Here is a 24480-nt window from a genome sequence, read left to right as displayed (position 1 = left end):
TTCTCCCCACGCCGTGCACGGATGTCGGCAGGAAGAACGGATGCCATCAGCATCCAGCCATTCCCGCCGACATCCGTGAGCTCTGCCGACATCCGTCCGGGAACCGGACGCGCCGGCTCACTCCACAGTGACCGACTTCGCCAAGTTACGGGGCTGGTCGACGTCGAGGCCCTTGGCGGTGGCGAGCGCCATCGCGAAGATCTGCAGCGGCACGACAGCCAGCAGCGGCTCGAACATCGCGCCGGCGAGCGGGATGCGGATGACCTCGTCGGCGAAGGGGAGCACGGCGGCGTCCCCTTCTTCCGCGACGACGATCACGCGAGCGCCGCGGGCGCGGATCTCCTGGATGTTCGACACGACCTTCGAGTGCACCAGCGCCGAGTGCCGCGGCGACGGCACGATCACGAACACCGGCTGGCCGGGCTCGATCAGCGCGATCGGGCCGTGCTTCAGCTCGCCGGCGGCGAAGCCCTCGGCGTGGATGTACGAGATCTCCTTGAGCTTGAGCGCCCCCTCAAGGGCGATCGGGTAGCCGACGTGGCGGCCGAGGAACAGCACCGAGCGGGTGTCGGCCATCCAGCCGGCCAGCTGGGTGACGTGGTCGTTCTCTTCTGCGAGCACCTGGGCGATCTTCTCGGGCAACGCCTGCAGTTCGGCGACATCCGCAGCAGCAGAGGCAGACAGGGTGCCCCGCACCCGGCCCATGTGCAGGCCGAGCAGCAGCAGCGCGGTGATCTGCGCCGAGAACGCCTTGGTCGACGCGACGGCGACCTCGGGGCCGGCGTGGGTGTAGACGACGGCATCCGACTCCCGCGGGATCGTCGCGCCCTGCGTGTTGCACACCGACAGGGTGCGCGCGCCGCGCTCGCGGGCGTACTTCACGGCCATCAGCGTGTCCATGGTCTCGCCCGACTGGCTGATCGAGACGACCAGCGTGCGGTCGCCGATCACCGGGTCGCGATAGCGGAACTCGTGCGCGAGCTCGACGTCGACGGGCACGCGCGCCCACTGCTCGATGGCGTACTTGCCGACCAGGGCGGCGTACGAGGCGGTGCCGCAGGCGGTGATGATGACGCGGTCGATGCCGACGAACAGCTCGTCGAGTCCGTCGAGCTCGGGGATGATCACCTGGCCGTCGGCGATCCGCCCGCGGATCGTGTTGGCGACGGCGTCGGGCTGCTCGGCGACTTCCTTGGCCATGAACGACGGCCAGCCGCCCTTCTCTGCCGCGGCGGCGTCCCACGAGACGTCGAACGGCTGCGCCTCGACGGGGTTGCCGTCGAAGTCGGTGACCTCGACCGACGACGGGGTGATCGAGACCATCTGATCCTGCCCGATCGCGAGCGCCTTGCGAGTGTGCTCGACGAACGCGGCGACATCGGAGCCGAGGAAGTTCTCACCCTCGCCGAGGCCGATCACCAGCGGCGAGTTGCGTCGGGCGCCGACGACGACGCCGGGCTGGTCCTGGTGCATGGCGAGCAACGTGAAGGCGCCCTCGAGACGGTTGACGACGGCGCGGAAGGCCGAGGCGAGGTCGCCGGATGCACGGTACTCGCGCCCCAGCAGAGCCGCAGCGACCTCGGTGTCGGTCTCGCTGCGGAAGGTGACGCCGTCGGCGAGCAGCTCGTCGCGCAGCGCGCTGAAGTTCTCGATGATGCCGTTGTGGATGACGGCGAGCTTGTCGTCGTCGGCGAGGTGCGGGTGGGCGTTCACATCGGTGGGTCCGCCGTGCGTGGCCCAGCGGGTGTGCCCGATGCCCGTGGTGCCGTCGTCGAGGGGATGGTCGGCGAGCGAGTCGCGCAGCACGGCGAGCTTGCCCGCCTTCTTGCGCATGCCCAGGTCGCCGCGCTCATCGATCACGGCGATGCCGGCCGAGTCGTAGCCGCGGTACTCGAGACGGGCGAGGCCCGCGAGAAGGATGTCCTGGCTGGGCCGCGGGCCCACGTATCCGACGATTCCACACATGGGCTCAAGAATAAGCCGCCCGATTTGCGAGGGTTCCGTACTAAATAGAGGGCTACGAGCTGCCGCGCCTCGAGACGGCCGACGTGGGGGCTGCGGCCAGCAGTCCGTGCTCGGCGGCGATCGCCAGAGCCTCGTCGCGCGAGGTCGCCCCGAGCTTGCGGTACAGGGTTCTGCGCTGCGACTTGACCGTGTTCACCGACACGTGCAGTTCGGCGGCGATGTCGTTCACGCTGGGCGTCTCGGCCAGCCGCCCGAGCAGGATCAGCTCGCGCGGAGTCAGCCGCGGCCGCGGGGCGACGACGGTCGTCACGTCGCCTGGCTGCCAGGGCATCCGCTCGCCGAAGACCTCGTGACCGTCAGGGGGCAGCAGCAGGAACGGCGTCGTGAGTCCGTGGGCGTCGGCGATCGACCGGGCGCGCGCAGCGGGCCCGGCCGCGTCACGGCCGAGTTGCGTCAGAGCGACTGCTTCGAGGGCCGCCGCGGTGGCCCGATCGATCGGCGTCTCAGCGGCGATGCGGGCGAGCAGGCGCAGCGCCTGTTCCGGATGCCGATCGAACAGCTGCACCCGCGCAGCCGCGACCAACACAGCGGGCTCGTCATGGGAATGCACGGAGAGCGCGCGGGCGGCGCTGACGTCGCCGGCGGCCAGGTGGAGCGTCGATTCGGTCAGATCGAGCTGCCGCGCCAGTCGTCGAGGGATGCGCGATCCTCGCTGCCGTCGCAGCGCGTGCAGTCGCTCGAGCCCGCGGTGCGGCTCGCCGCGGCAGATGTCGGTCACGGCTCTCACCCGCGCGAGCAGAGGCCAGTGCTCGATCGTGTCGATGATGTGCCAGACCCCGTCGATCGCGTCTTCCGCGGCATCGAGGTCGCCGCGCTGGATGTGCGTCCACGCCTGGGCGATGAGCAGCAAACTGCCCTGATACTCCCGCAGCACACTGTCGTGCCACGGGTGCCGCAGGGCGGCGTCGATCCAGCTCTGCGCGGCGCCGATGTCTCCGGCCTGCGCGTGCACCAGCGCCAGACCGCCAAAGGCCGTGAGGCGGGCGGTCGGCCTGGTCGCCGAGGCGAGAGCGTTCTCGAACTGCGCCGCAGCCTCGGCGTCGCGCCCGCCGTGCAGCAGGCTGACACCGGCGTGGGCGTGCAGATCGGTGAGCACTCCCTCGATCGACCGGCGTTCGTCATCGGAGATCTCGCTGAGCATCCGCGCCGCTGACTGCGCGGCCTTCACGCCTCCATCACCGACCGCGAGCAGGCGCTTGAGCACCGACTCGATCACCCTCAGCAGTGCTCGCTCGCCGGAACCGGCAGCTGCGGTGCGCGCGCCGATCAGCGCGATGCCCATCATCTCCACCGCCCGCACGCGATGCTCTCGGCGCGCGTTGAGGATCAGCGCGAGCGCCATGGCGATCACCGGCCAACGCCGCAGCTCGAGCGGACGGATGTGGCGCAGGTGCACGGCGATCGCCGCGCCGTGCATGCGGATCAGCGGAAGTCCGCCGCCCTTGAGTGCGGCGTCCACGGTCGGCATCGAGCGCGTGTCCGCGCCCTCCCGCAGCGCGCCGTACCAGGCGCCCTGCGCGAGCAGTGCTGACGCCGCACGGCTCGGGTGCTGCGTCGGGGAGTCCGCCGGCGAGCCATACGCGGCGCGGGTGGCCGCACGGACGGGCGCCGTGAGCACGAAGAGCGGATGCCCGAACCCGGGCTCCCAGTGGCCCATCCCGGCCCGCTCGCAGTCGTCGAGCACGCCTGCGGGAGCACCGAGCGCCTCGGCGACCTCGTTCGTGAGCACGGCGGGCACGGCGAGCGGCGCGTGCTCGGCGGGCAGCGGGCCGGGCGGAAGCGCCGCGAGCGCAGCGTCGACGGTCGTGGGCGACAGGACGGTGAGCCGTGCGACGGCGCGAACCGCAGAAGCGAGCCCGCCGGTGACACGATGCACGACCGGCGCGTCCAGCGCAGACCCCACCTCGATCAGGTACTCGGCGGTCTCGGCGACCGTGAGCAGCAGCGATTCGGCGAACTCCACCCCCTGCTCCGGCGGAACGGCGGCGCGGCTGCGCACGGCGAGCCGCACGAGCAGATGCGACCGGGAGGCCCGCAGCCGGGCGAGCCGCTGCCAGTCGTCTGGGCTGAGGCCGTCAGCATCGTCGATGACCAACGCGGCGCCTGGTGCCGCGAGATCGTCGTCTGCGACGCCCGGCACCGTCCCCGCCGCCCAGGTCACGTCTTCACGTTCAGCCGCCCACGCGCGCAGTGTCGTGGAGGCCCCCGCGCCGGCCGGACCTGCCAGCACCACCACGGGACTCGACGACGACAGCGCATCCAGAAGGCGCCTGCGAGGCAGCGGGCTCTGATCGCCCGCGAACATCATGCCCTCAGTGTAGCTAGAGTGCTCGAGGACGAGAGGGACCCGGATGCCGCCTGCACAGATCATCGCACGACAGCCGCGACGCGTGGTCCTGCTGCTGGCCGCGGTGAATCTGGTCGCTCTGGGCTCGCTCACGGCACCGGTCGTCGCCGTCATGCCGCTGAAGTTCGCTGCTCTCCTTCCCGAAGATCAGCGCGCCGGCGCTCTCGCCACCGCGCTCGCCCTCGGCAGCGCCGCAGCCCTCGTGAGCAACCCGCTGTTCGGCGCGCTGTCGGACCGCACACGCGGACGTCTGGGAAGACGGCGACCCTGGATGCTGGGCGGCGTGCTCACCGGGTTCGCATTCATCGCGGCGCTGGCCACCGCCGACAGCGTCGCGGCGGTCATCGTGAGCTGGATCGGCGCGCAGCTCGCCCTCAACGCGACGATGGCGGCCTCCACGGCGCTGCTGGCCGACTCGGTCACCGAGCAGCAGCGCGGGTCGGCGTCGGGTCTCTTCACGGCAGCGGCGTTCGTCGGCACCCTGCCGCCGCTGGCTCTTTCGGCGCTGCTGCCCCGCCACGTGGATGCGGTCTCGTTGCTCATGCCGGCACTCGCCGTCGTCGTCGTGGGCGCGGCCATGATGATCCCCGAGCGGATGCCGGTGCAGGCGATACCCGCTGAGGCGGGGCCCCGCCGACACCAGCGCGCTCGACTCGCCGGCTCCCGCGCCTTCCTGGCGGTGTGGCTGCAGCGGTTCGCGATGCAGGCCGCATTCTCGCTGGCGGCGGCGTTCACCCTCTACCTGGTCATCGATCGGATGACCAGCGACCCTGTGACGGCGACGCCCGTGGCGATGATCGCCACGCTGTGCGGTGGCACGGGCATCGTCGTGGGAGCCATCATCGGCGGAACGTGGGCGTCACGCCATGGCGGCTACCTGCCGTTCTTCGCCGCTGCGGGCGTCGGGCTCGCTGCCGCCGCGACTGTGCGGGCGGTGGCCGAGACGCCCGTCGCGCTCTGGCTCGCCGCGGCCGCCGGCGGTCTCGCCGTCGGCACCTCGCTGGCCGTCAACCTCGCCCTGGCGATGCGCGTGGTGCCCGCTCGGCGGGAGGGCGCCTATCTCGGGCTGCTCAACGTCGCCGAGACGATTCCGCAGGTCGTGGTTCCCGTCGCGGCGGCGGCGCTGCTGCGCGTCGGCACGGGCGACCCGATCTCCGGCGCGGCAGACAACTACGCCGTGCTCTACGCGGCCGCTGCCGTGATGGCGCTGGTGAGCCTGCTCACTCTTCCGGCCGTGCGACGGGCATCCGCTCCCGACGCTGTCGATGTCGCTGCGCGTCCCGCCGTCTCGACGCCAGCCTGAGGTTTCGAGGTCTGGGCTAGATTGATCGGTCGGGAAGGGGAGCGGCAGATGGATACGTCGAGTGGAGCGTCGATCGATGTCGATACGCCCATGACCGAGGGCGTCGGCCGCAGCTCCGCGCCACCCGCTGATCGCACGGGCGTGTTGAACGTGCTGCGGGCGCTGCGCGACGACGGGCCGCAGCATCGCATCCCCGCGGTGCTCGAAGAACACTACCTCGAGGCGTGGTTCGGTTTCGCTCCGCATGAGCTGCGGTCTGTGCTGAATGCCGCTCCCGATCCCGAGGTGCCCAGGCGGCCGCTTGTGGCGTACACGCGGTCGCTGCTGCGAGGGGAGACTGTGCCGCCGATGGCTGACGCGCGGCAGAGCGATCTGAAAGCCCTCAGCTCTGCCGCGCGTGGCACCGTCATCGCGATCGGTGTGCTCGAGGCCCGGCTGGGCGGCGAGTTCGATTCCGCGATGCAGCTGGTGAATCGGGCGGCTGCTGATGCCCCGGTCAGCAACGCACTCGTCGACGGCTCCCTCGGGATCGCGTCGTTCACGTTCCTGCAGGCCGGCATCACCCGGATGCTCGCAGGAGATCTCGGTCGTGCGCTGGCTGACTTCGAGCGGGTCAAGTGGACGGTTCCGCCCGCAGATCTGGCCTTCCTGGTGCGCGATGCGCACGCCAAGGCTGCTCTTGTGCACGCGATGTTCGGCGATCCGGAGCTGGTTCACCGAGAGCTCGCCGAAGCTCAGCGGGTGCCACGCACGCAGAGCTGGGCGGAGGCGCTCGTCGACGCCACTGCCAGACTCGCCACGCTCATCGCAGACGGGTCCGAAGCCGCGTTCACCCAGCTGCTCAGCCTCCCGCGTCGGGAGATCGGCGAGATGTGGCCGTTGTTCGTGCTGTCCCTGGCGCCAGCGGTGCTCGCAGGCCGGAGCGGCGCGGAGCGGCTGCTCGTGGCGCTGCAGGATGCGCCCCTGCCCGGCTCGACGACCAGCCAGGGCATGACGGGCAGCGCCAGCGCTGTCGTGCGCGCCGCACAGGCGGCCTCCGCCGGGAGTCTGCCCGAGGCACGCGCCGTTCTCGCATCGGCCGACCCTGAGCTCGTGGTCACGAGGCTCGTGCAGGCGGGGTTGGCGCTCGACGGCGGTATGCCGTCGCAGGCGCTGGCGCTGGCGCTGCGGACGGCGGAGCAGACCGGTGGCCTGCGCCAGCTGGAGCTCTGGCGTCTCGGTGTCCTTCACCTCGCGCATCGCGCCCTCGGCGAGGATGCTGCTGCCGAGGCGGCTCTCGAGCAGGCGCGGCGATGTGCGGAGGGACTGTCGCGAGTGAACCTGCCGATCAGCGGCGCCTCCCGCGCGCTGGTCGAGGCCGTGCTGCGCGATGAGACGAGTCCCGCCCCTGCCGCGGCGACGCTGTCGCTGACACCGCGCGAGCTCGAGGTGCTCGCGCACCTGGCTGCGGGCGTCAGTCGGCGCGAGATCGCCGAGCGCCTGTTCGTGTCGGTCAACACCATAAAGACGCAGGTGTCGAGTCTGTACCGCAAGCTCGACGCCGCCGACCGCGACGAGATGCTCGCCGAGGCCTACCGCCGCGGGCTCATCTGAGAGCCGCCGGAGACGACGAAGGCCCCGGTCTGCTCCCCAGCAGGCCGAGGCCTCCGTCACCCACCTATCAGGCGTGTCGGCGTCGACGCATCAGCATCAGCGCGGCGCCACACAGCAGCAGCAGCGCGCCGAGCCCGAAGGCCCAGGGCAGCAGCTGTCCGCCAGTGATGGCGAGCGGGGTGAGCACCTTGTGCTCGGTGCTGCTGGACGCCGGGTCGAGCACCGCACCACCGGGAGGCGTGGCCGAAGCCGTCGCGACGTTCTTCAGCGTCTGCCCTGCGGCCGAGTCGTTCACCGTGACCGTGTAGGTGATGTTGACCGTCTCGTCGAGGCCGAGCGCTCCACTCCACGACAGCTTCGTGCCGTCGATCCTCGGCGCGGTGACCTCCCGATCGCCGATCTTCGCGACCGCAGCGCCGGTGAGCTTCGCGTGAGCGAGCACCTTGGAGAGGTCGTCGGTGATGACGACCCGGTCGAGTGCCGTCTCGCCGGTGTTGGTGCCGGTGAGCGTGTAGGTCACCGCGGTGCCCGTGGCGATAGCCGTGCCGGATGCCGGGTCCGACGTCTTCGCGAACGTGAAGCCCGGCTTTCCGACGGGGTTCTCGGTGGTCGCCGGCGGAGGCGTCAGCTCTGCCCCTCCCGGAGGCACCGCCACTCCCGCGACGGTGTTCTTCAGCGTCTCGCCGCCGGCGTCGCCGTTCACGGTCACCGAGTAGGTGATCGTGACCCGCTCGCCGATGCCGAGAGCTCCCTGCCACGACAGCTCGTCGTCGACGAGGGTGGGAGCCACAGCATCCGCCTCGCCGATGCGGGCGACCGCGTCGTCGTTGTAGACGGCGTGGGCCAGCACGGCCGAGAGGTCGTCGCCGAGCGTGACCGGCTCGAGCACCGTCTCACCGGTGTTGATGCCCGTCACCGTGTAGGTGATGACACTGCCCGGATCGACGCGGCTGCCGGATGCCGGATCAGCGGTCTTCGTGACCGAGAAGCCGGGCTCGTTGACACGGTGCTCGGTGATCGTCGGAGGCGTCTCGATCGGCGGCACCCCGCCCGGAGGCGTGGCGGTGCCGGTGACCGAGTTCTTGATCAGCGCGCCGCCGGCATCCGGGTCCACGGTCACCGAGTAGGTGATCGTGACCGTCTGGCCGACCGCGAGCGCCCCGCGCCACGACAGCGCGCCCTCGACGATCGTGGGTGCGGACGCGGCCGCCCCGTCGATCGTCGCGGTCACGTCGTCGTTGTACGACGCGCCCGAGAGCACGTCCGACAGGTCGTCGACGATCGTGACCGGGTCCAGGGCCGTCTCGCCGGTGTTCGCACCGGTCACCGTGTAGGTGATGGTGTCGCCCGGGTCGACGTCGCCGCCGGCCGGGTCGGCGCTCTTCGAGACCGAGAATCCGGGCAGGTTCACCGGGTTGGTGGTGGTGCTGGGCGGCGGAGTGATCTTCTCGCCACCGGGAGGGGTAGCGGAGCCGGTGGCGGAGTTGCTCAGCACCTCGCCGACGGCATCCGCGCCGACCGTCACCGAGTAGGTGACGACGACGGTCTGACCGACCGCGAGCGCCCCCGTCCACGACAGCGTGCCGCCCGCGACAGCGGGGGCCGTGGCAGTGGTGCCGTTCACCTTCGCCACCGCGTCGCCGTTGTACGACGCGTGCGGCAGCACACCCGACAGGTCATCGGCGATCTCGACCAGGGGCAGCGCCGTCTGGCCGGTGTTCACACCGGTGAGCGTGTACGTCACGGTCTCACCCGGGTCGACGGCGGTGCCGGCTGCCGGATCGACGGTCTTGGCGAACGTGAAGCCCGGCGCGTTGACCGGGTGCTCGGTGGTCACCGTCGGCGGCGTCACGGGGGTTCCGGGCGTCGTCGGGCTGTCGGGGTCGCTCGGATCCTCCGGCAGCAGCGGGGTCGCAGAGCCGGTCACCGAGTTGCGGATCGTCTCTCCCCCGGCATCGCCGTCGACCGTCACCGAGTAGGTGATGATGACGTCGTCGCCGGGCTTCAGCGAGCCGTTCCAGGTGAGGGTGCGGCCGGTCACCTTCGCGCTGCCGCGAGTCGCCTCGACGTCGCCGTTGTAGGCGGCGTTCGCGAGTGCGTTCGCGAGGTTGTCGGTGATCGTCGCGGGGTCGAGCACGGTGTCGCCGGTGTTGGTGCCGGTCACGGTGTACTCGATGACGCTGCCCGGGTCGACGCGCGTTCCGGATGCCGGGTTCGCCGACTTCACGACAGTGAAGCCCGGGTTCGCCACGGGGTGCTCGGTGCTGGTCGAGGGCGGGCTCACCGGGGTGCCCGGCGTGGTCGGGCTCTCGGGGTCGGTCGGGTCGGACGGGATCAGGGGCGTGCCCTGGCCGGCGACCGTGTTGCGCAGCAGCACGCCGGAGGCGTCGTCGTTCACCGTCACCGCATAGGTGAGGGTGACCGAGGCGCCCGGGGCCAGCGCACCCGTCCAACGGAGCACCTGGCCGTCGAGCGTGGCCGTGCCCGTCGAGGCGGTGATGTCGCCGGTGAGCTGAGCCGAGCCGAGCACCGCAGACAGGTCGTCGGAGAGCGAGGCCGGGTCGAGCGCCGTGTTGCCGGTGTTCTTGCCGACGACCGTGTAGGTGATCGTGTCACCCGCACGCACAGCGGTGCCCGAGGCGGGCGACGACGCCTTGCTCACGGTGAAGCCGTTGTCGACGACGGGGTGCGTCGTCGTCGCCGGCGGCGGCGTGATCGCAGTGCCCGGAGTGGTCGGGCTCTGCGGGTCGGACGGGTCGGTGGGAATCCGCGGGGTGGCGGAGCCCTCGGCGCTGTTCTTCAGCAGCGCACTCTTGACGCCCGCCTTGACGGTGACGCTGTAGCGGATGGTGACGGACGCCCCCTTCGGGAGCGTTCCCGTCCAGGTGAGCGTGCCGTTCTTCACCTCGGCGGCGCCGCGGCTGGCGGTGACGTCGTCGTTGTAGCGCGCGTGGTCGAGCACGGCCGACAGGTCGTCGACGATCTCGGCGGGGCGCAGTTCGGTGTCTCCGGTGTTGGTGCCGGTAACGGTGTAGGTGATGGTGTCACCGGCCTCGACCGCGGTTCCGGATGCGGGGTCAGCGGACTTGCTGATCGTGAAGCCCGATCCGATCGCCGGATGCTCGGTCGTGACCGAGGGCGGGGTGATGGGCGTGCCGGGCACCGGCGGGCCGTTCGGGTCGGCGGGGTCGGGCGTGGTGGGCGTCGCCTCTCCGGATGCCGTGTTGCTGATGACCGTGCCGGATGCGCCCTGCGCGACGGTCACCGAGTAGGTGATCTCGACGGTCGCGCCGGCGGCCAGAGGGCCGGTCCAGGCCAGCTTGGCGCCGGTGATCGTCGCCGCACCGGTGGCGACGGGGGCGCCGTCGATCCGTGTGGCGATGTCGTCGTTGTAGGCGGCGCCTGCGAGCACCTTGCTGAGGTCGTCGCTGATGCGCGCCGGGTTCAGGGTGGTGGCACCGGTGTTGGTGCCGGTGACGGTGTAGCTGATCTTCTGGCCGGGCTGCACGACGGTGCCGGATGCCGGGTTCGCGGTCTTGTCGATGACGAAGCCGGCGACGGGGTGCTGCGTGGTCACTGCGGGGGGAACGATGGGCTCGAAAGACCCCGGGGGCGTGCCGGATGCGGTGACACGGTTGGCGATCGTCTCGCCCGCGACGTCGTCGTTCACGATCACCGAGTACGTGATCGTGAGAACCTCGCTGGGCTTCAGCGATCCCGTCCATGCCAGCCTGGTGCCGTCGACGGCCGCGGCGCCGGAGGTGACATCCGTGCCGTCGATGCGCGTCTTCACATCGCCGGAGTACGTCGCGTGCGGGAGCACGGCCGAAAGCTCGTCGGTGACGCTCACCGGGTCGAGGGCGGTGTCGCCCGTGTTCCGAGCCTCGACGGTGTAGGTGATCTTCTGGCCCGCATTGACGGCGGTGCCGGATGCCGGATCAGACGTCTTTCGCAGAGTCAGACCGGGCGTGAGCTTGGCGTTGGTGAACGCGCACTCGATCGAGGTGCCCAGCTCACCGCGCGGCTGGACAACGCTGCTGCCGGTCACTGCGACCGGCTTGGTGCCGGTGGGTGTGATCTCTTCACAGGCGAGCGACGACGCGTACTGGTCGAGCTTCGTGGTGCCGGCGGCCAGCTCGGTCAGCGCGAACGTGTCGCCCTGGTTGACGAACACCGGGCCGACGTAGTCGGGCTGCAGGCCGGTGGCATTGCCTCGCGTGGTCGCCTCGGTGTGAGGGGTCTTGTAGGCGGGGGGTGCGTCGACGTGCAGAGCGAACTGGTCGGTCGCCGACTGCCGGCCTGCAGGCAGGTCCTTCTTCAGGGTGATCGTGTTGGGGAAGGTGCAGCTCGACATGTCGGTCGGCGAGAAGTCGATCGGCGTCGTGCTGACGGTCGTTCCCTTGGCGAGGTCGACCTCGATGATGAGCCCGGTGTCGTCGGCTGCGCCAGCGGAGATGAAGATGCGCCCGTAGTTGCCGAATGCGATGCCGTTGCCCTTGACGGTCGAGTCCATCGCGAAGACCTGCTTGGCCGCGATGTCGGCCGAGCTCTGCTCGATCGAATCGACGTTTGGCAGGTCGGCGGAGTAGATGACGTGGTCGGCGACCAGGAGCAACTGGCCAGAGGCGCTGAACGCCATGTCGCCGTTGCTTCCGAAAGCGGCGCTGCCGCTGGCCGGCCTCAGCGTGCCGACCTGCACGGCCGTCGGCGTGGCGGTCTTCTCGTTCCAGGCATAGAGCTTGATGCCGTTGCTGCTGGTGCCGCTGGAGAAGTAGTAGACACCCGTGATGGGGTGCACGGCGCCACGCAGGATCGATCTGTCAAGCCCGGCATCGGCGGGGATCTGCGAAGAGGTGGTCGTACGGTTCGCGGTGCGGTCGTGCTTGGACACGAACTTCGCGGTGTCCGTGTTGGTCACCGTGTAGGCGTAGCGCCCGTTCGATGAGATTCCGAGGCCGTTGTTCCGGTGACCGGTGCCGATCCCGTCGCCGCTCATGTCAAGCGAGCCGCCGGTGCCGCTCTTGTTCACCTTGAACTCGCGCACCTGGCTGATGCTCTGCACGTAGACCGACCCGGCCTCGCAGACGAACGGATCAGCGGCGGCTGCCGGCGGCGCGGCCGCGATCCCGCCGATGACGAGCGACGACGCCACGACGGCGGTGCTCGCCGCGCCGGCGACGAGGCGCTTCAGGCCGAGGCGCCAGCCGCGCTCGGATGATGGTCGGTTCGAGTCGGGCAGCTGCTGCGCCCGCCCAGCACGGAATGTCAAGGTTGCCTCCCCTGGTTCGGAACCCGCGGCGTTCGCGCACGCGGACGACCCAGGCGACGCGGCCGGCATGGCCGTTCGGCACATCATCGGGTGGATGGGGTGCTCACGTTTCTGGGTCTCTGCCAGCGTGGCGGTTACGCGCGTCGCCTCTCGGCGACTTCTCCGGATTTCACCCCTGATTTCACCCCTGCGACCGGCGGGGTCGCCCGCGGTCAGAACTCCCAGCGGCACACGGGATAATCCTCGTATGCAGATCTCCGACCCCGATGGGGCCGCCACCGCCACCCAGCCGCGATCCCGTCGGGCTCGCCGATGGATATGGGGGATCGTCTTCGGCATCGTCGCCGTGCTCATCGCCGTCGCCGTGACCGCCGTGGTCTATCTCGGCAGCCTCGCTTCGTCGTACGACAAGGCAGAGACGCTGCCGTCGGCGGAGGTGTTCCCCACCGAGGCGGCGCGCCCGGCGCCGAGCAACCCAGATGCGCTGAACATCCTGCTGCTCGGCTCCGACTCGCGTGAGGGCCTGGGCGGCTCGGTGAACGACATCCGCGGGCAGCGCGCCGACACGATGCTGCTCGTGCACATCCCCGCCGACCGCTCGGGGGTTCAGGTGATCTCGTTCATGCGCGACAACTGGGTGCCGATCCCCGGTCACGGCAACGGCAAGCTGAACTCGGCGCTGGCGTTCGGCGGCACCCCGCTGCTCGTGCAGACCCTCGAGGACATCACCGACGTGCGCATCGACCATGTCGCGATCACCGACTTCGAGGGGTTCAAGGGCCTGAGCGAGGCGCTCGACGGGGTCACCGTGAACAACTCGATCGCGTTCAACGAGGGCAAGTACTCGTTCGCCCAGGGGCCCATCGAGCTGCGCGGCGATCAGGCGCTCGCCTACGTGCGTGCCCGCTACCCGTTCACCGACGGCGACTACCAGCGCGTGCGCAACCAGCAGGCGTTCATCAAGGGCATGCTCGACAAGCTGGTCAGCCGCGAGACCCTGACCGACCCGGGCCGCATCTCTGCCTCGGTCGCCGCTCTGGCTCCCTTCCTCACGGTCGACGAGGGGCTGGATGCCGGTACGGTGGCCTCTCTCGGTCTGAGCCTGCGCGAGGTCGACAAGAGCGAGATCGTCTTCCTCACCTCGCCGACTCTCGGCACGGGCATGGTCGGCGACCAGTCGATCGTGCACCCCGACTGGGACGGTCTGGCGGCGCTGTCAGAGGCGCTGAAGAACGACTCCGTGCCGCAGTACCTCGCCGAGCACCCGGCAAAATGACCGCCGGCAGGTGATCGCGAGCGGGTGAGACCGCTCAGACCTTGCGCAGCCGCACGCTCTCGACGGCGTGCTCGGCGCCTTTACGCAGCACCAGTGTCGCGCGGTGCCGGGTCGGCATCACGTTCTCGACGAGGTTGGGCATGTTGATCTCGTTCCAGAACCCGAGCGCCGTCGCGACCGCCTCGTCGTCACTGAGGTGCGCGAACACGTTGAAGTACGACGACGGGTTGCTGAACGCGCTCTGACGCAGCGCGAGGAAGCGATCGATGTACCAGCGCTCGATGTGGGCGGTGTCGGCGTCGACGAAGATCGAGAAGTCGAACAGGTCGCTGACCGCCACGTCGTTCGGGGCGGGCGGCGGCTGCAGCACGTTGAGGCCCTCGACGATCACGACGTCGGGGCGGCGCACGACGACGTGCGCGTCGGGCACGATGTCGTAGCGCATGTGCGAGTAGAACGGGGCGCGCACCTCGACGGCGCCGCTCTTCACCTGGGTGAGAAACGAGATGAGCGCACGCCGGTCGTACGACTCGGGAAAGCCTTTGCGAGCCATCAGGCCGCGACGTTCGAGCTCGGCGTTCGGGTAGAGGAAGCCATCGGTCGTCACCAGCTCGACCCGCGGGGTGCCCGGCCAGCGGCTCATCAGCTCGCGCAGCAGGCGGGCGATGGTCGATTTGCCGACGGCGACCGAGCCTGCGACCCCGACGACGAACGGGGTCGTCGTGTCGCTCTCCTGCAGAAATGCGCTGGTGGCCGCGCCCAGCTCGCGGGTCGAGCTGGCGTACAGGCTGAGCAGGCGGCTCAGCGGCAGGTAGACCTCGCGCACCTCGGTGATGTCGAGGCGGTCGCCGATGCCCCGGATGCCCACCACCTCGGTCTCGGTGAGAGGCTGATCGATCCCCGCCGCCAGGCGCGCCCAGTCGGCGCGGTCGATCTCACGGTACGGAGACAGCGGCTGGTTCGGGGCGACGCTCACGGAGCCAATCGTATCCACCGCGCAGCACACGTCCCGACGCGGCCGCATGCCACGCGGAACCACCGCAGGATTCTCGCCCCGCTACACTGTCGCTCATGCTGAGGGGGTCCGCACTGTCTCCCCGTGCGCGCCGCCATTTCGGCGACGGCCGCGACCGCTCGATCTGGCAGTGGCAGCTCGTGATCGCCTTCACGACCGTCGCGATGGCCGTCGGCGTCGCCGCCCTCGAGCCGGCCCGCTTCGTCGACTGGCATTTCAGCGTCAGCACCGTGACCATCATCGCGGTCACCCTCGTCGCCCTGTCGGCGCCGTGGCATCGCCTGCCCTCGACGGTCGTGCTCGTGCTGCCGGTGATCGACGCCGCCATGATCGGCCTGATGGTGGCGGGGCACACTCCCGCGGCGATGTTCCTGTGGGTGTTTCCGGTCGCGTGGGTCGCGACCTACTTCCGCACGCTCACGCTGGTGACGATGCTCGCGCTGATCGCGGCCATCCAGCTGGTGATGCTGCTGTGGGACGGCGTGACCGCCACCGCGACGACGGGCATGGTCATCTCGATGCTCTCGCTCTGCTTCGTGGGGGTGTTCATGCGGGTCGGCTCGGCGCGCAACCGCTCGTCACGGCGTCTGCTCCGTGCGCAGTCCGGCCGCCTCGTCCACGCCCTGCAGCGGGTGCAGGAGCAGAAGGCGCGCACCCTGCGGGTGCTCGATGCGCTCGACATCGGCGTCGCCCGCGTCGACCCCGGTGGTGTGGTCGAGGTGGCGAGCGCGGCCTTCCGCACGCTGTACGCGCTCGACGCGTCAGCGCGGCTGCATCCCTCGCGCGCAGTGGAGTACCGCACCCGGCGCGGCGAACCCGTTCCCGCCGGCGAGACCATGATCGCCCGGGCGGGTCGCGGCGAGCTCTTCCACGACGAGCTCGTGTGGCTGTTCGGCCTCGACGGCCAGTGGCGGGCACTGCGGGCGTCGACACAGGTGCTCGAACCCGACGACCCGGCCGACGGGGTGCTGCTGCGGGTGGAAGACGTCACCGAGAGCATCGATCCGCAGGCCGGCGAGGCGGCGATGCGCCGCTCGATCGCGCACGAGCTGCGCAACCCGCTCACCGCGATCCTCGGCCACGTCGACCTTCTGCTCGAGCGGGAGGATGTCGTCGACGAGAGCACCCGACGTCAGCTCGGCGTCATCGATCACGCCGGCACGCGGATGCAGCAGCTCATCGACCAGACGCTGAGCGTGCCCGAGGCACGCAACGACGACCGCGACGCACCGTTCGACCTCGCCGACGTCGCCACCGCGTCGATCGAGGGGTTCACGCCGGCCGCAGAGGCGTCGGGGGTGGCCATCGAAGCGCGCCTCTTCGAGGACCTGCCGTTGCACGGCGACGCGTTCCGGCTGCGGCAGGTCGTCGACAACGTGCTCGGCAACGCCATCAAGTACGCCCAGCGCGGCGGCCGGGTCGTGGTGCACGGCCAGCGCGAAGGCGACGGTGAGGTGCGTCTGCTGGTGAGCGACAACGGCATCGGGATCTCCCCGGAGGATCTGCCGCGCATCTTCGACCGCGAGTTCCGCACCGAACTCGCGCGGCAGCGCGGCATCCCGGGCACCGGCCTCGGCCTCAGCATCTCGCGCGACATCGTGGCGGCGCAGGGCGGCCGGTTCGAGGTCGCGAGCGAACTCGGGCAGGGCACGCGCGTCAGCATCCTCCTCCCCTGCCCCGACCACGCACGCGAACGGACCCACGGATGATCAACACGACGCTCATGATGCCGGTCGTGGCCCTGACGACGCTCGCGACAGTGCTGTTCATCGGCCTCGGCTTCCTGCCGCGGCCGTCGCGGGCGACGGCACTGTGGTCGGCCGCCTTCGCGATCGCGATGGTCGGGGCGTACGTCTGGCTGGCGCAGGATCACGTCGCATCCGAGCCGCTGCGAGCGCTCGGCTCGGGTCTGATCCTCGCCCCCATGCCGCTGCTGTGGTCGGGACTGCGCGCCTATCGCAGGCGCGCACGGCAGCACCTGATGATCGGCTACCTGTTCGGTCTGCTCTCGCCGGTCATCCTGCTGCTGTCGAGCTTCGCGGGGGTGTACGGCGTCGCGTTGCGGGTGCTCTACACGACGACGGCCGTGTTCGCGGCCCTGATCATCGTCGAGCTGGTCGCGCTGGGACCGCGCGTGCGAGACGAGGCGCTGCCGCTGCTGGGAGTCTCGTCGGCATTCATCGTGTTCGCGGTGATCATCGACGTCAACGGGCTGCTCGTGATGCGCGGCCTCGTCGTCGGTTCCGACGCGCTGTCTCTCGTGCGTACCATGAACATGGTCGGGATGTCGGTGTACGTGGTGTGCGCGCTGATCACCACGCTGCTGCTGACGATTCGCGGCGAAGAGGTCGCCGTGTCTCCGCGAGACGCGTTCGAGCGCACTGCCCGCGGCCGCCTCGAGCGTGCGCACGCCGCCGACGATGACCTGTGGTCGCTGCTCGACATCCGCCTCGACGATCCCGACGACATCCGCACGGCGTCGAGCACGGCCGAGTTCAACGCCGTCGCGCACAAGTTCGCGCGCGACGTCGACAGCGTGCTGCCCGCCGACGCCGACATCGAGCAGATCGACCCGGCCCGCTTCCTCGCTCTCGTGCCCCGCTCGCAGGGCGGCGTACGCGAGCTGCTCGCCGAACTGCTCGAGCGGGTCGCACGGACGGAGCACGACCGATCTCTGCCGCTGCGGTTGACGGCGAGCGTCGGCTGGGCCCCGGTCTCGGTGGCCGGCTACGAGTTCGAAGCCCTCACGGCGAGGGCCGGCGAGGCCGCGCGGCGGGCGCACGCCGAGGGCGGCGACCGGTGGGAGCGGGTGCGGGCCGATGCCGATCAACCCGGACTTGTCGACCGCGGTCGGCTCGACATGTAGCATGTGAGCGGGCGCCCTGGGGAATCGGCGTCCATCCCTTCCAGAGTGGGGACTCTGAGATGCCTGATGTGAACGCGTTCTCGTCGACCGCTGTCGTCGTAGATGATGATCGTGACGTGCGTGACCTGGTGGCGGAGATCCTCCGCGCCGCGGGGTTCACCGTCGTGACAGCCGAAAACGGTCTCGACGGGGTGACGGCGGTGCGAGAGCATCACCCGTTGCTGGTGACGCTGGATGTCACGATGCCGGGCATCGACGGGCTCGAGGCCGCCCGACGCATCCGGGCGGTGAGCGAGGCGCACATCATCATGCTCACCGCACTCGGCGACACGGCCGACGTCGCCCGCGGTCTCGAGGCCGGGGCCGACGACTACCTGACCAAGCCGTTCCGGCCACGTGAGCTCCGCACCCGGATCGACGCGCTGCTGGCCCGATGACGAGAAGGGGTCGGGCCTCTGCGCATCCCCATAGGGCTCGCGTCACCGTTCGGGCGGCACACAGAGCCAGGCAGAGGCCCGATGCGTTCGGGTAGACCGCAACGCACCACTCACGCTAATCATGTCGGTGCTGCCGCCGAAGACCCGCGGCCAGAACTGCGGTGATCTGAGGGAACCTGCGGTGATCCTGAGCCGGGGCGGGCCGCCCGGTAGCATCGGTGTCGTGCGCGTTCTTCTCACCGGCGGTGCCGGCTACATCGGATCCCATGTCGCTCTCGTGCTGCTCGAGCGCGGCGACGACGTCATCGTCGTCGACGACTTCTCGAACAGCAGCCCCGAGTCGCTGCGGCGAGTCGAGAAGCTGACCGGGAAATCGGTGCGGGTGATCGAGGCGGATCTTGCCGATCGGGCGGCAGCGGATGCCGCGCTCGCCGACGTCGACTTCGACGCCGTCATCCACTTCGCCGGCCTCAAGGCCGTCGGCGAGTCGGTGGCGCAGCCGTCGCGGTACTTCCGCACCAACCTCAACTCGACGCTGAACCTGCTCGACATCATGCGCGAGAAGGATGTGCGCAAGCTCGTCTTCAGCTCGTCGGCGACGGTCTACGGCACCCCGGATGCCGGGGTCGAGCGGCTCGACGAGAACCAGCCCGTCGGGGTGGGCATCACCAACCCGTACGGCCGCACGAAGGCGTTCATCGAGCAGATCATCGCCGACGTGCAGGTCGCCTGGCCCGAGCTCGAGGCGGTGCTGCTGCGCTACTTCAACCCGGTCGGCGCGCACCCGTCGGGTGAGATCGGCGAAGATCCCGCGGGCATCCCGAACAACCTCATGCCGTTCGTCGCGCAGGTGGCGGTCGGCCGCCGCGAGAAGCTCGCCGTGTTCGGCGATCAGTACCCCACCGTCGACGGCACCGGGGTGCGCGACTACATCCACGTGATGGACCTCGCCGAGGGCCACGTCGCCGCGCTCGCGCACCTCTCCCCCGGTGTCGAGGCGTACAACCTCGGCTCGGGCGAGGGATCGAGCGTGCTCGAGGTGGTGCGCGCGTATGCCGAGGCGAGCGGGCGCGAGATCCCGTACGAGATCGTCGCGCCCCGCGCCGGAGACCTCGCCACGACGATCGCCGACCCGGCGAAGGCGAACGAGCAGCTCAGCTGGCGCACCACGCGCTCGCTGGCCGACGCGTGCCGCGACTCGTGGGCGTGGCAGGTCAAGAACCCGAACGGGTTCGCGCAGCCGGCGTGAGGCCCTGCGATCGAACGATGCCATGACGGACTCTGACAGCAGCCCGAGCTGACCGCGAAGCAGACGAAGCCCTCGTGCCGCGTCCGCACCAAGGCGAAGGCCAACGCAGGCTGACTGTCCCGATCAACGACGCTGAGACGCCCGCAGCCCCGGTTCCGGGGCCGTCGACGTCTTTTGTCTTCCGTGACGACCTTCTCGACCAATTTCTTGCGTTACGCGCGTAACCCCGAGTAGAGTCACAAACACGGCCATTTGGGGAGCCGTGTGCGGATGGGGATCCGTACTCGTAGGGATCTGATCTGGGGAGATCATGGGGACGCGTATCGGCTATGCCGCTGGGGCTTTCGACCTGTTTCACGTCGGGCATCTGAACATCCTTCGCCACGCGCGGGAGCACTGTGACGTGCTCATCGCCGGCGTCGTCAGCGACGAGATGCTCCGCACAGTGAAGGGTATCGAGCCGGTCGTCCCCACGGCAGAGCGCGCGGAGATCGTGCGCCACATCGCGTACGTCGACGACGTCTACATCGAGACCATGCCCGCCAAGATGGATGCCTGGCGCGACCTGCACTTCACCCATTTCTTCAAGGGCGACGACTGGCGCGGCACGGAGAAGGGGCTGGCGTTGGAACGCGAATTCGCGACCGTCGGCGTGGAAGTCGTCTACTTCCCGTACACGGTGCACACGTCGAGCTCGACCTTGCGCCGCGCTCTCGATGCGTTGGCTCAGAACGCGTTGGCGGTGACGCAATGACCGGTCAAGGGTCACGAGCGCCTCCGCCGCGTTCGATCTGCGTGAGCGAACCATAGAACGTGGATGCTGCTGGGGAGCTGCATCCGCTCCGTGATCTGGGGTCACGGATCTGCGCCGGGGGGCCGGCGCAGAGCAGACCTGCCGTAACGGCAGATACTGGGGAAAGTCTGGGGAAATGACGCACTGGGGTTTGCGTACGAAAATGGCTCGCGGGGCCTTGGGATGACCTCCGTCGAGGAGGTTCTTGGGCTGAGCGGCGGCGGGATCGACCGTCCAGTCGTCGCAGCGCCGCGAGCCCTGCGCGCGGTGCCCGACTTTGTCGTGGCACCGCGCGCGACAACAACTCTGGAGCAGAGGCACCGCTGGGAACGGCACTACCGGATGCTTCTCCACGCCACGGATGCCACCACGATCGCCCTCACTGTGGGGTTGACCGTCAGCATCCAAATCCAGCTGGGTGCTGGCCTGCTCGACTCCACCGCGCGTGCGTCCCTCTTGAGCGTTCTGTGGCTGGCGATGCTGGGTGGCACCCATACGCGTGACGCTGCCCTGTTCCGGCCCAGTGTGGCGGAATATCGCGGCGTTGCGCGCGCCACCGGCTCGGCATTCGGCGCTCTGGCCATTGGTGACGCGCTCATGAGCCTGCATGGAATGCAGTTGCTCTTGCTCGTCGCCCTCCCCTTAGGGCTGGGGATGCTGGTGCTGAGTCGGTGGTCGTGGCGGCGTTGGCTGCTCGCGCAGCGCGCGCAGGGCGTCTTCTCGTCCCGCACGCTCGTAGTCGGCCATCACGATGACGTGGAGTACGTCATCGCCAACCTCACCCGGTCGAACTCGTCGGGTCTGCGGGTCGTCGGTGTGACTCTGCTCGACGGAGACGCGCGGGAGGTCGTCGTCGGCGACGGCGCATATCCCGTGCTGGGAGATGTGACGAGTGTGGGTACGATCGCCCGCGACCTGGGTGCGGACACCGTGGTGGTCGCCAGCCGTCCCCGCGACGACGCCGACTTCGTGAAGCGCCTGAGCTGGCAGCTCGAGGGCACGGCCTCCGAGCTCGTGCTCTCCAGCCGGCTCGCCGATGTCGCCGGCCCACGGCTGTCGTTCGAGGCACTCGACGGGCTGCCGCTGATCCGGGTGCAGATTCCGACGTACTCGGGCGGACAGCACCTGCTCAAGCGCGCGCTCGACATCGTCGTCGCGAGCTGCGCACTGATTCCGATCGCGCTCGCCTATCCGGTGATCGCGCTGCTCATCAAACTCGACTCCCCCGGCCCCGTCTTCTTCTTCCAGGAGCGCGTCGGGCGTGACGGACAGCTATTCAAGATGGTGAAGTTCCGTTCGATGCGCACCGACGCCGAGCAGCAGCTCGCGGCGCTGCGTGAGCAGAACGAGGGCTCGGGGCTGCTGTTCAAGATGAAGGACGACCCACGCGTGACCCGCGTCGGCCGCGTGCTGCGCAAGCTGTCGCTCGACGAGCTGCCGCAGTTCTGGAACGTGCTCACCGGCGACATGAGCGTCGTCGGCCCGCGTCCGCCGCTGCCCAGCGAGGTGACCGCGTACGACGGGCACATCTTCCGTCGCCTCTACATCAAGCCGGGCATCACGGGGCTGTGGCAGGTATCGGGGCGCAGCGACCTCTCGTGGGACGAGAGCGTGCGACTCGACCTGCGCTATGTCGAGAACTGGTCGGTGATGAGCGACCTGCAGATCATGTGGCGCACCGCCAAGGTGATGGTGCAGCCGAAAGGAGCGTATTGATGTCGACCTCTGCATCCGACCGCGCGGTGCTCTTCATCGGCGTCAACTATGCGCCGGAGCCCACCGGGATCAGTCCCTACACGACCGGCATGGCCGAGGGCCTCGCCGCCCGCGGCCACGACGTCGGTGTGATCACCTCCTACCCTCACTATCCGTGGTGGCGCGTGCCCGAAGAGCACCGCGCGCTGCCCGCTGAGAGCGAAGTGAACGGCGTCGCAGTGCGGCGGCTGCGCCACTACATCCCTCGCCGCCCGAACAGCCTGCGACGAGCCCTCTTCGAACTGTCATTCGGTGCGCGCGCTCTCTTCGCGCCCTGGGGGTCCCCTGCGGCCGTGGTCGTCGTCTCGCCTGCTCTGCTCGCCTCGCGGCTCATCGCCGTGCGAGCACGCCTGCAGGGCATCCCCCTGATCACCTGGGTGCAGGACATCTACACGCTTGGGGTCGGCCAGGCCTCTGACGGCGCGGGAAGCCGAGTGATCGCGCAGATCGAACGCAGCCTGGCCGACAGCTCCGAGCGCATCGTGGTGATCCACGACCGCTTCCGCGAGATGTTCGTCGAGCGCATCGGCACCACCGCACCCGTCGACGTCGTGCGCAACTGGTCGCACGTGCCCGAGGTCGACGGTGCGCACCGCGCCGAGACGCGGCGTCGTATGGGATGGGCCGACGATGACATCATCGTGCTGCATGCGGGCGCCATGGGCGCGAAGCAGGGGCTCGAGAACGTGGTCCATGCGGCGAGGGAAGCCACCCGACGAGGCTCGCGCGTGCGATTCGTCCTACTCGGCGACGGCAACCAGCGGCTGCACCTCGAATCCCTTGGCGCCGACCCGCACCTGCAATTCGTCGACCCGCTGCCCGATGACCGCTTCTTGCACACGCTCGCAGCAGCCGACGTGCTGCTCGCCAACGAGCGCCCCGGGTTGACCGAGATGTCGGTGCCCAGCAAGCTCACCACCTACTTCGCCACCGGCCTTCCGGTCGTCGCGGCTGTCGACGCGTCGAGCACAACGGCTGACGAGGTGCTCGCTGCAGGCGCCGGACCGGTCGTGCCAGCTGGTGATCCCGTGGCCCTTCTCAACGCGATCGAGGCGCTGGCCGAGCGACCCGGCATCGCGGCTGAGTGCGGCACCGCCGGGCTACGGTATCGCGCGGCTCATCTGACGCAGGCGGCCGCCCTCGACGCGTTCGAGATGACACTGATGCACGTGTCGAACCGCGAACCGGCGCCGGTCGCAGGGCTCTAGAGCCTCACGGCTGGTCGGGCAGGTGGCTGACCACCGACTTCTGCTTTCCGCGGATGTGCGGGATCAGCGGCACCAGCTCGGCAGAGACCGGCAGTGAGCCGCCGAATTCATGCGAGAGATCGGCCAGGGCACCGGAGAGGTCGTCGAGCGTGACGCGAGGGCTGCTCGGCACCACTTTGAGCAGCAGCGAATAGTCGGGCAGCTGGTGGATCTGGTACTGACGGATCGCCTGGTGCGCTGAGAACGCCGAAGCGAAGCTGTAGATGCTGACCAGACCCTCTCGCGTGCGGATCACGTCGTTGCTCCTGCCCAGCAGCGACTTGAGCACCGGGAAAGGACGCCCGCACGGGCAGGGTTCGGGGTCGATGACGCCGACGTCGCCGAGTCGATAGCGGATCATTGGCTGCGCCCGGTTGAGCAGGTCGGTGACGATGATCTCGCCCGCCACGCCGTTCGGCGCAGGGCGGCCTTGATCGTCGACCACCTCCAGCAGCTTGTGGTCGGCTTGGATGTGCATCCCGCGACGCACCTCGCACTGCCCGGCGATCAGCGAGAGTTCCGCCGCACGGTACGTCTCGTAGACCGGCGCACCGAGGATCCTCTCGATGTCGTCGGACTGCGTCTCGGTCAGCGGCGCGGCGGTCGATGAGATCGCCCGCGGGGATGGCACCTCCCATCCGTTGCGCTCCACGGCCATCGCGAACTCGTGCAGCGAATGCGCGTAGCCCCAGAGCATCGTCGGCCGAATGCGCCGGATGCCGTCGGCGAACCGCTTGAGATCGGCTTCGTCCATCGCCCCGGCGTCGACGTTGAGCTTGCGCGTGGGCCACCAGAGGGCCGTGTTGACGGCCCGGCGCATGCCGCTCCACGGCAGCCGCTCGACGCTTGCGGAGTTGTCGGAGGGGTCGACGCCCCACCACCCCATCAACCGCCAGGTGAGCGCCGCTGGCCGCACGGAGAAGTCCTTCAGGACCTTCAACGGCAATCCCGTGCTGCCGCCGGTGCGGGCCACCTTCGTTCGTCTCACGCCGCTTCCGTCTGCGATGAGCTCGTCGTAGTGGTCGCGCAGCTGCTCCTTCTCGAGGATGGGGATCCGTGCGAAGACCTGCGGATCGGTGAGGTCGTCCTCCAGCACCGCTGCGAGGCGGTCTCGGTACAGCGGCGACCTGCTCGCGGCGTAGCGAACGAGTTCCGCCGCGTCTTCGTGCTGACGCCGCAGCAGTTCTGCTCTGCTCATCACGTCGGCGCCGCGGGCCCGCTCGAGGAAGCGGCGGTATGCACGGCCTCCCCCGAGGCGGACCTTCGTGTCGAACAGCCTCCGGCGAAGCGTCATCGATCCGTTCC

General features: G+C 69.6%; 15 protein-coding genes. 10 read left to right on the top strand and 5 right to left on the bottom strand.

Annotated elements, in window-relative coordinates:
- Positions 1 to 117: 117 nt before the first annotated feature.
- Both glmS and ACWGSM_RS07100 read right to left on the bottom strand, forming a co-directional pair.
- A complete protein-coding gene (gene glmS / locus ACWGSM_RS07105; RefSeq protein ID WP_452322224.1) occupies positions 118 to 1965 on the bottom strand; it encodes a glutamine--fructose-6-phosphate transaminase (isomerizing) in 1848 nt (615 codons plus the stop codon).
- A 52-nt stretch (positions 1966 to 2017) separates the two neighbouring features.
- The gene (locus tag ACWGSM_RS07100) at positions 2018 to 4333 is read right to left on the bottom strand and encodes a LuxR C-terminal-related transcriptional regulator (RefSeq protein ID WP_452322223.1); all 2316 of its coding nucleotides are present in this window, start codon (positions 4331 to 4333) and stop codon (positions 2018 to 2020) included.
- Between the two features lie 43 nt (positions 4334 to 4376).
- Between ACWGSM_RS07100 and ACWGSM_RS07095 the strand changes: the two genes are divergently transcribed.
- Both ACWGSM_RS07095 and ACWGSM_RS07090 read left to right on the top strand, forming a co-directional pair.
- Entirely contained in the window at positions 4377 to 5675 is a 1299-nt protein-coding gene (locus ACWGSM_RS07095) for an MFS transporter (protein WP_452322222.1), read from the top strand.
- A gap of 48 nt (positions 5676 to 5723) precedes the next feature.
- The gene (locus tag ACWGSM_RS07090; protein WP_452322221.1) at positions 5724 to 7268 is read left to right on the top strand and encodes a response regulator transcription factor; all 1545 of its coding nucleotides are present in this window, start codon (positions 5724 to 5726) and stop codon (positions 7266 to 7268) included.
- A 67-nt stretch (positions 7269 to 7335) separates the two neighbouring features.
- Here ACWGSM_RS07090 and ACWGSM_RS07085 read toward each other — a convergent pair whose 3' ends face one another.
- On the bottom strand, positions 7336 to 12537 hold the full coding sequence (locus tag ACWGSM_RS07085; protein ID WP_452322220.1) for a DUF7927 domain-containing protein: 5202 nt from the start codon (positions 12535 to 12537) through the stop codon (positions 7336 to 7338).
- 247 nt (positions 12538 to 12784) lie between these two features.
- Here ACWGSM_RS07085 and ACWGSM_RS07080 point away from each other — a divergent pair, with 247 nt between their 5' ends.
- Positions 12785 to 13813: an LCP family protein gene (locus ACWGSM_RS07080; RefSeq protein WP_452322219.1), complete on the top strand. Its 1029-nt coding sequence runs from the start codon at positions 12785 to 12787 to the stop codon at positions 13811 to 13813.
- 34 nt (positions 13814 to 13847) lie between these two features.
- On the opposite strand, the gene coaA is transcribed toward ACWGSM_RS07080, so the two are convergent.
- The gene (coaA, locus tag ACWGSM_RS07075; RefSeq protein ID WP_452322322.1) at positions 13848 to 14798 is read right to left on the bottom strand and encodes a type I pantothenate kinase; all 951 of its coding nucleotides are present in this window, start codon (positions 14796 to 14798) and stop codon (positions 13848 to 13850) included.
- Positions 14799 to 14884: 86 nt separating this feature from the next.
- Between coaA and ACWGSM_RS07070 the strand changes: the two genes are divergently transcribed.
- From ACWGSM_RS07070 to ACWGSM_RS07040, 7 genes are all read left to right on the top strand, one after another.
- Entirely contained in the window at positions 14885 to 16537 is a 1653-nt protein-coding gene (locus tag ACWGSM_RS07070; protein WP_452322218.1) for a sensor histidine kinase, read from the top strand.
- Positions 16534 to 17694 carry a hypothetical protein gene (locus tag ACWGSM_RS07065; protein WP_452322217.1) on the top strand — a complete coding sequence of 387 codons (1161 nt, stop codon included), beginning with the start codon at positions 16534 to 16536 and terminating at the stop codon, positions 17692 to 17694. Before ACWGSM_RS07070 ends, ACWGSM_RS07065 begins: the two co-directional genes overlap by 4 nt.
- Positions 17695 to 17753: 59 nt before the next feature.
- Entirely contained in the window at positions 17754 to 18131 is a 378-nt protein-coding gene (locus ACWGSM_RS07060) for a response regulator transcription factor (RefSeq protein ID WP_452322216.1), read from the top strand.
- A gap of 223 nt (positions 18132 to 18354) precedes the next feature.
- Positions 18355 to 19380 carry a UDP-glucose 4-epimerase GalE gene (galE, locus tag ACWGSM_RS07055; protein WP_452322215.1) on the top strand — a complete coding sequence of 342 codons (1026 nt, stop codon included), beginning with the start codon at positions 18355 to 18357 and terminating at the stop codon, positions 19378 to 19380.
- Between the two features lie 310 nt (positions 19381 to 19690).
- On the top strand, positions 19691 to 20134 hold the full coding sequence (locus ACWGSM_RS07050) for an adenylyltransferase/cytidyltransferase family protein (protein ID WP_452322214.1): 444 nt from the start codon (positions 19691 to 19693) through the stop codon (positions 20132 to 20134).
- A gap of 222 nt (positions 20135 to 20356) precedes the next feature.
- The gene (locus ACWGSM_RS07045; RefSeq protein WP_452322213.1) at positions 20357 to 21889 is read left to right on the top strand and encodes a sugar transferase; all 1533 of its coding nucleotides are present in this window, start codon (positions 20357 to 20359) and stop codon (positions 21887 to 21889) included.
- Positions 21889 to 23136, top strand: a complete 1248-nt coding sequence (locus ACWGSM_RS07040) for a glycosyltransferase family 4 protein (RefSeq protein WP_452322212.1) — start codon at positions 21889 to 21891, stop codon at positions 23134 to 23136. The genes ACWGSM_RS07045 and ACWGSM_RS07040 overlap by 1 nt, the downstream gene beginning before the upstream one ends.
- A gap of 4 nt (positions 23137 to 23140) precedes the next feature.
- Here the strand turns inward: ACWGSM_RS07040 and ACWGSM_RS07035 are convergent, their stop codons facing one another.
- Positions 23141 to 24469, bottom strand: coding sequence for a phenylacetate--CoA ligase family protein (locus ACWGSM_RS07035; protein WP_452322211.1), 1329 nt, complete (start codon positions 24467 to 24469; stop codon positions 23141 to 23143).
- Between the last annotated feature and the right edge of the window lie 11 nt (positions 24470 to 24480).

The sequence above is a fragment of the Microbacterium sp. NPDC055521 genome, from assembly GCF_053619695.1.
The sequence above is the reverse complement of the archived record's forward strand: the minus strand, read 5'-3'. Positions and strand labels throughout refer to the sequence as shown.

Coding starts and splice junctions, on each gene's coding strand:
- ACWGSM_RS07100 (WP_452322223.1), bottom strand. CDS start 4,333: ATGATGTTCGCGGGCGATCAGAGCCCGCTGCCTCGCAGGCGCCTTCTG.
- glmS (WP_452322224.1), bottom strand. CDS start 1,965: ATGTGTGGAATCGTCGGATACGTGGGCCCGCGGCCCAGCCAGGACATC.
- ACWGSM_RS07080 (WP_452322219.1), top strand. CDS start 12,785: ATGCAGATCTCCGACCCCGATGGGGCCGCCACCGCCACCCAGCCGCGA.
- ACWGSM_RS07050 (WP_452322214.1), top strand. CDS start 19,691: ATGGGGACGCGTATCGGCTATGCCGCTGGGGCTTTCGACCTGTTTCAC.
- ACWGSM_RS07065 (WP_452322217.1), top strand. CDS start 16,534: ATGATCAACACGACGCTCATGATGCCGGTCGTGGCCCTGACGACGCTC.
- ACWGSM_RS07070 (WP_452322218.1), top strand. CDS start 14,885: ATGCTGAGGGGGTCCGCACTGTCTCCCCGTGCGCGCCGCCATTTCGGC.
- ACWGSM_RS07045 (WP_452322213.1), top strand. CDS start 20,357: ATGACCTCCGTCGAGGAGGTTCTTGGGCTGAGCGGCGGCGGGATCGAC.
- ACWGSM_RS07040 (WP_452322212.1), top strand. CDS start 21,889: ATGTCGACCTCTGCATCCGACCGCGCGGTGCTCTTCATCGGCGTCAAC.
- ACWGSM_RS07060 (WP_452322216.1), top strand. CDS start 17,754: ATGCCTGATGTGAACGCGTTCTCGTCGACCGCTGTCGTCGTAGATGAT.
- ACWGSM_RS07095 (WP_452322222.1), top strand. CDS start 4,377: ATGCCGCCTGCACAGATCATCGCACGACAGCCGCGACGCGTGGTCCTG.
- ACWGSM_RS07035 (WP_452322211.1), bottom strand. CDS start 24,469: ATGACGCTTCGCCGGAGGCTGTTCGACACGAAGGTCCGCCTCGGGGGA.
- ACWGSM_RS07090 (WP_452322221.1), top strand. CDS start 5,724: ATGGATACGTCGAGTGGAGCGTCGATCGATGTCGATACGCCCATGACC.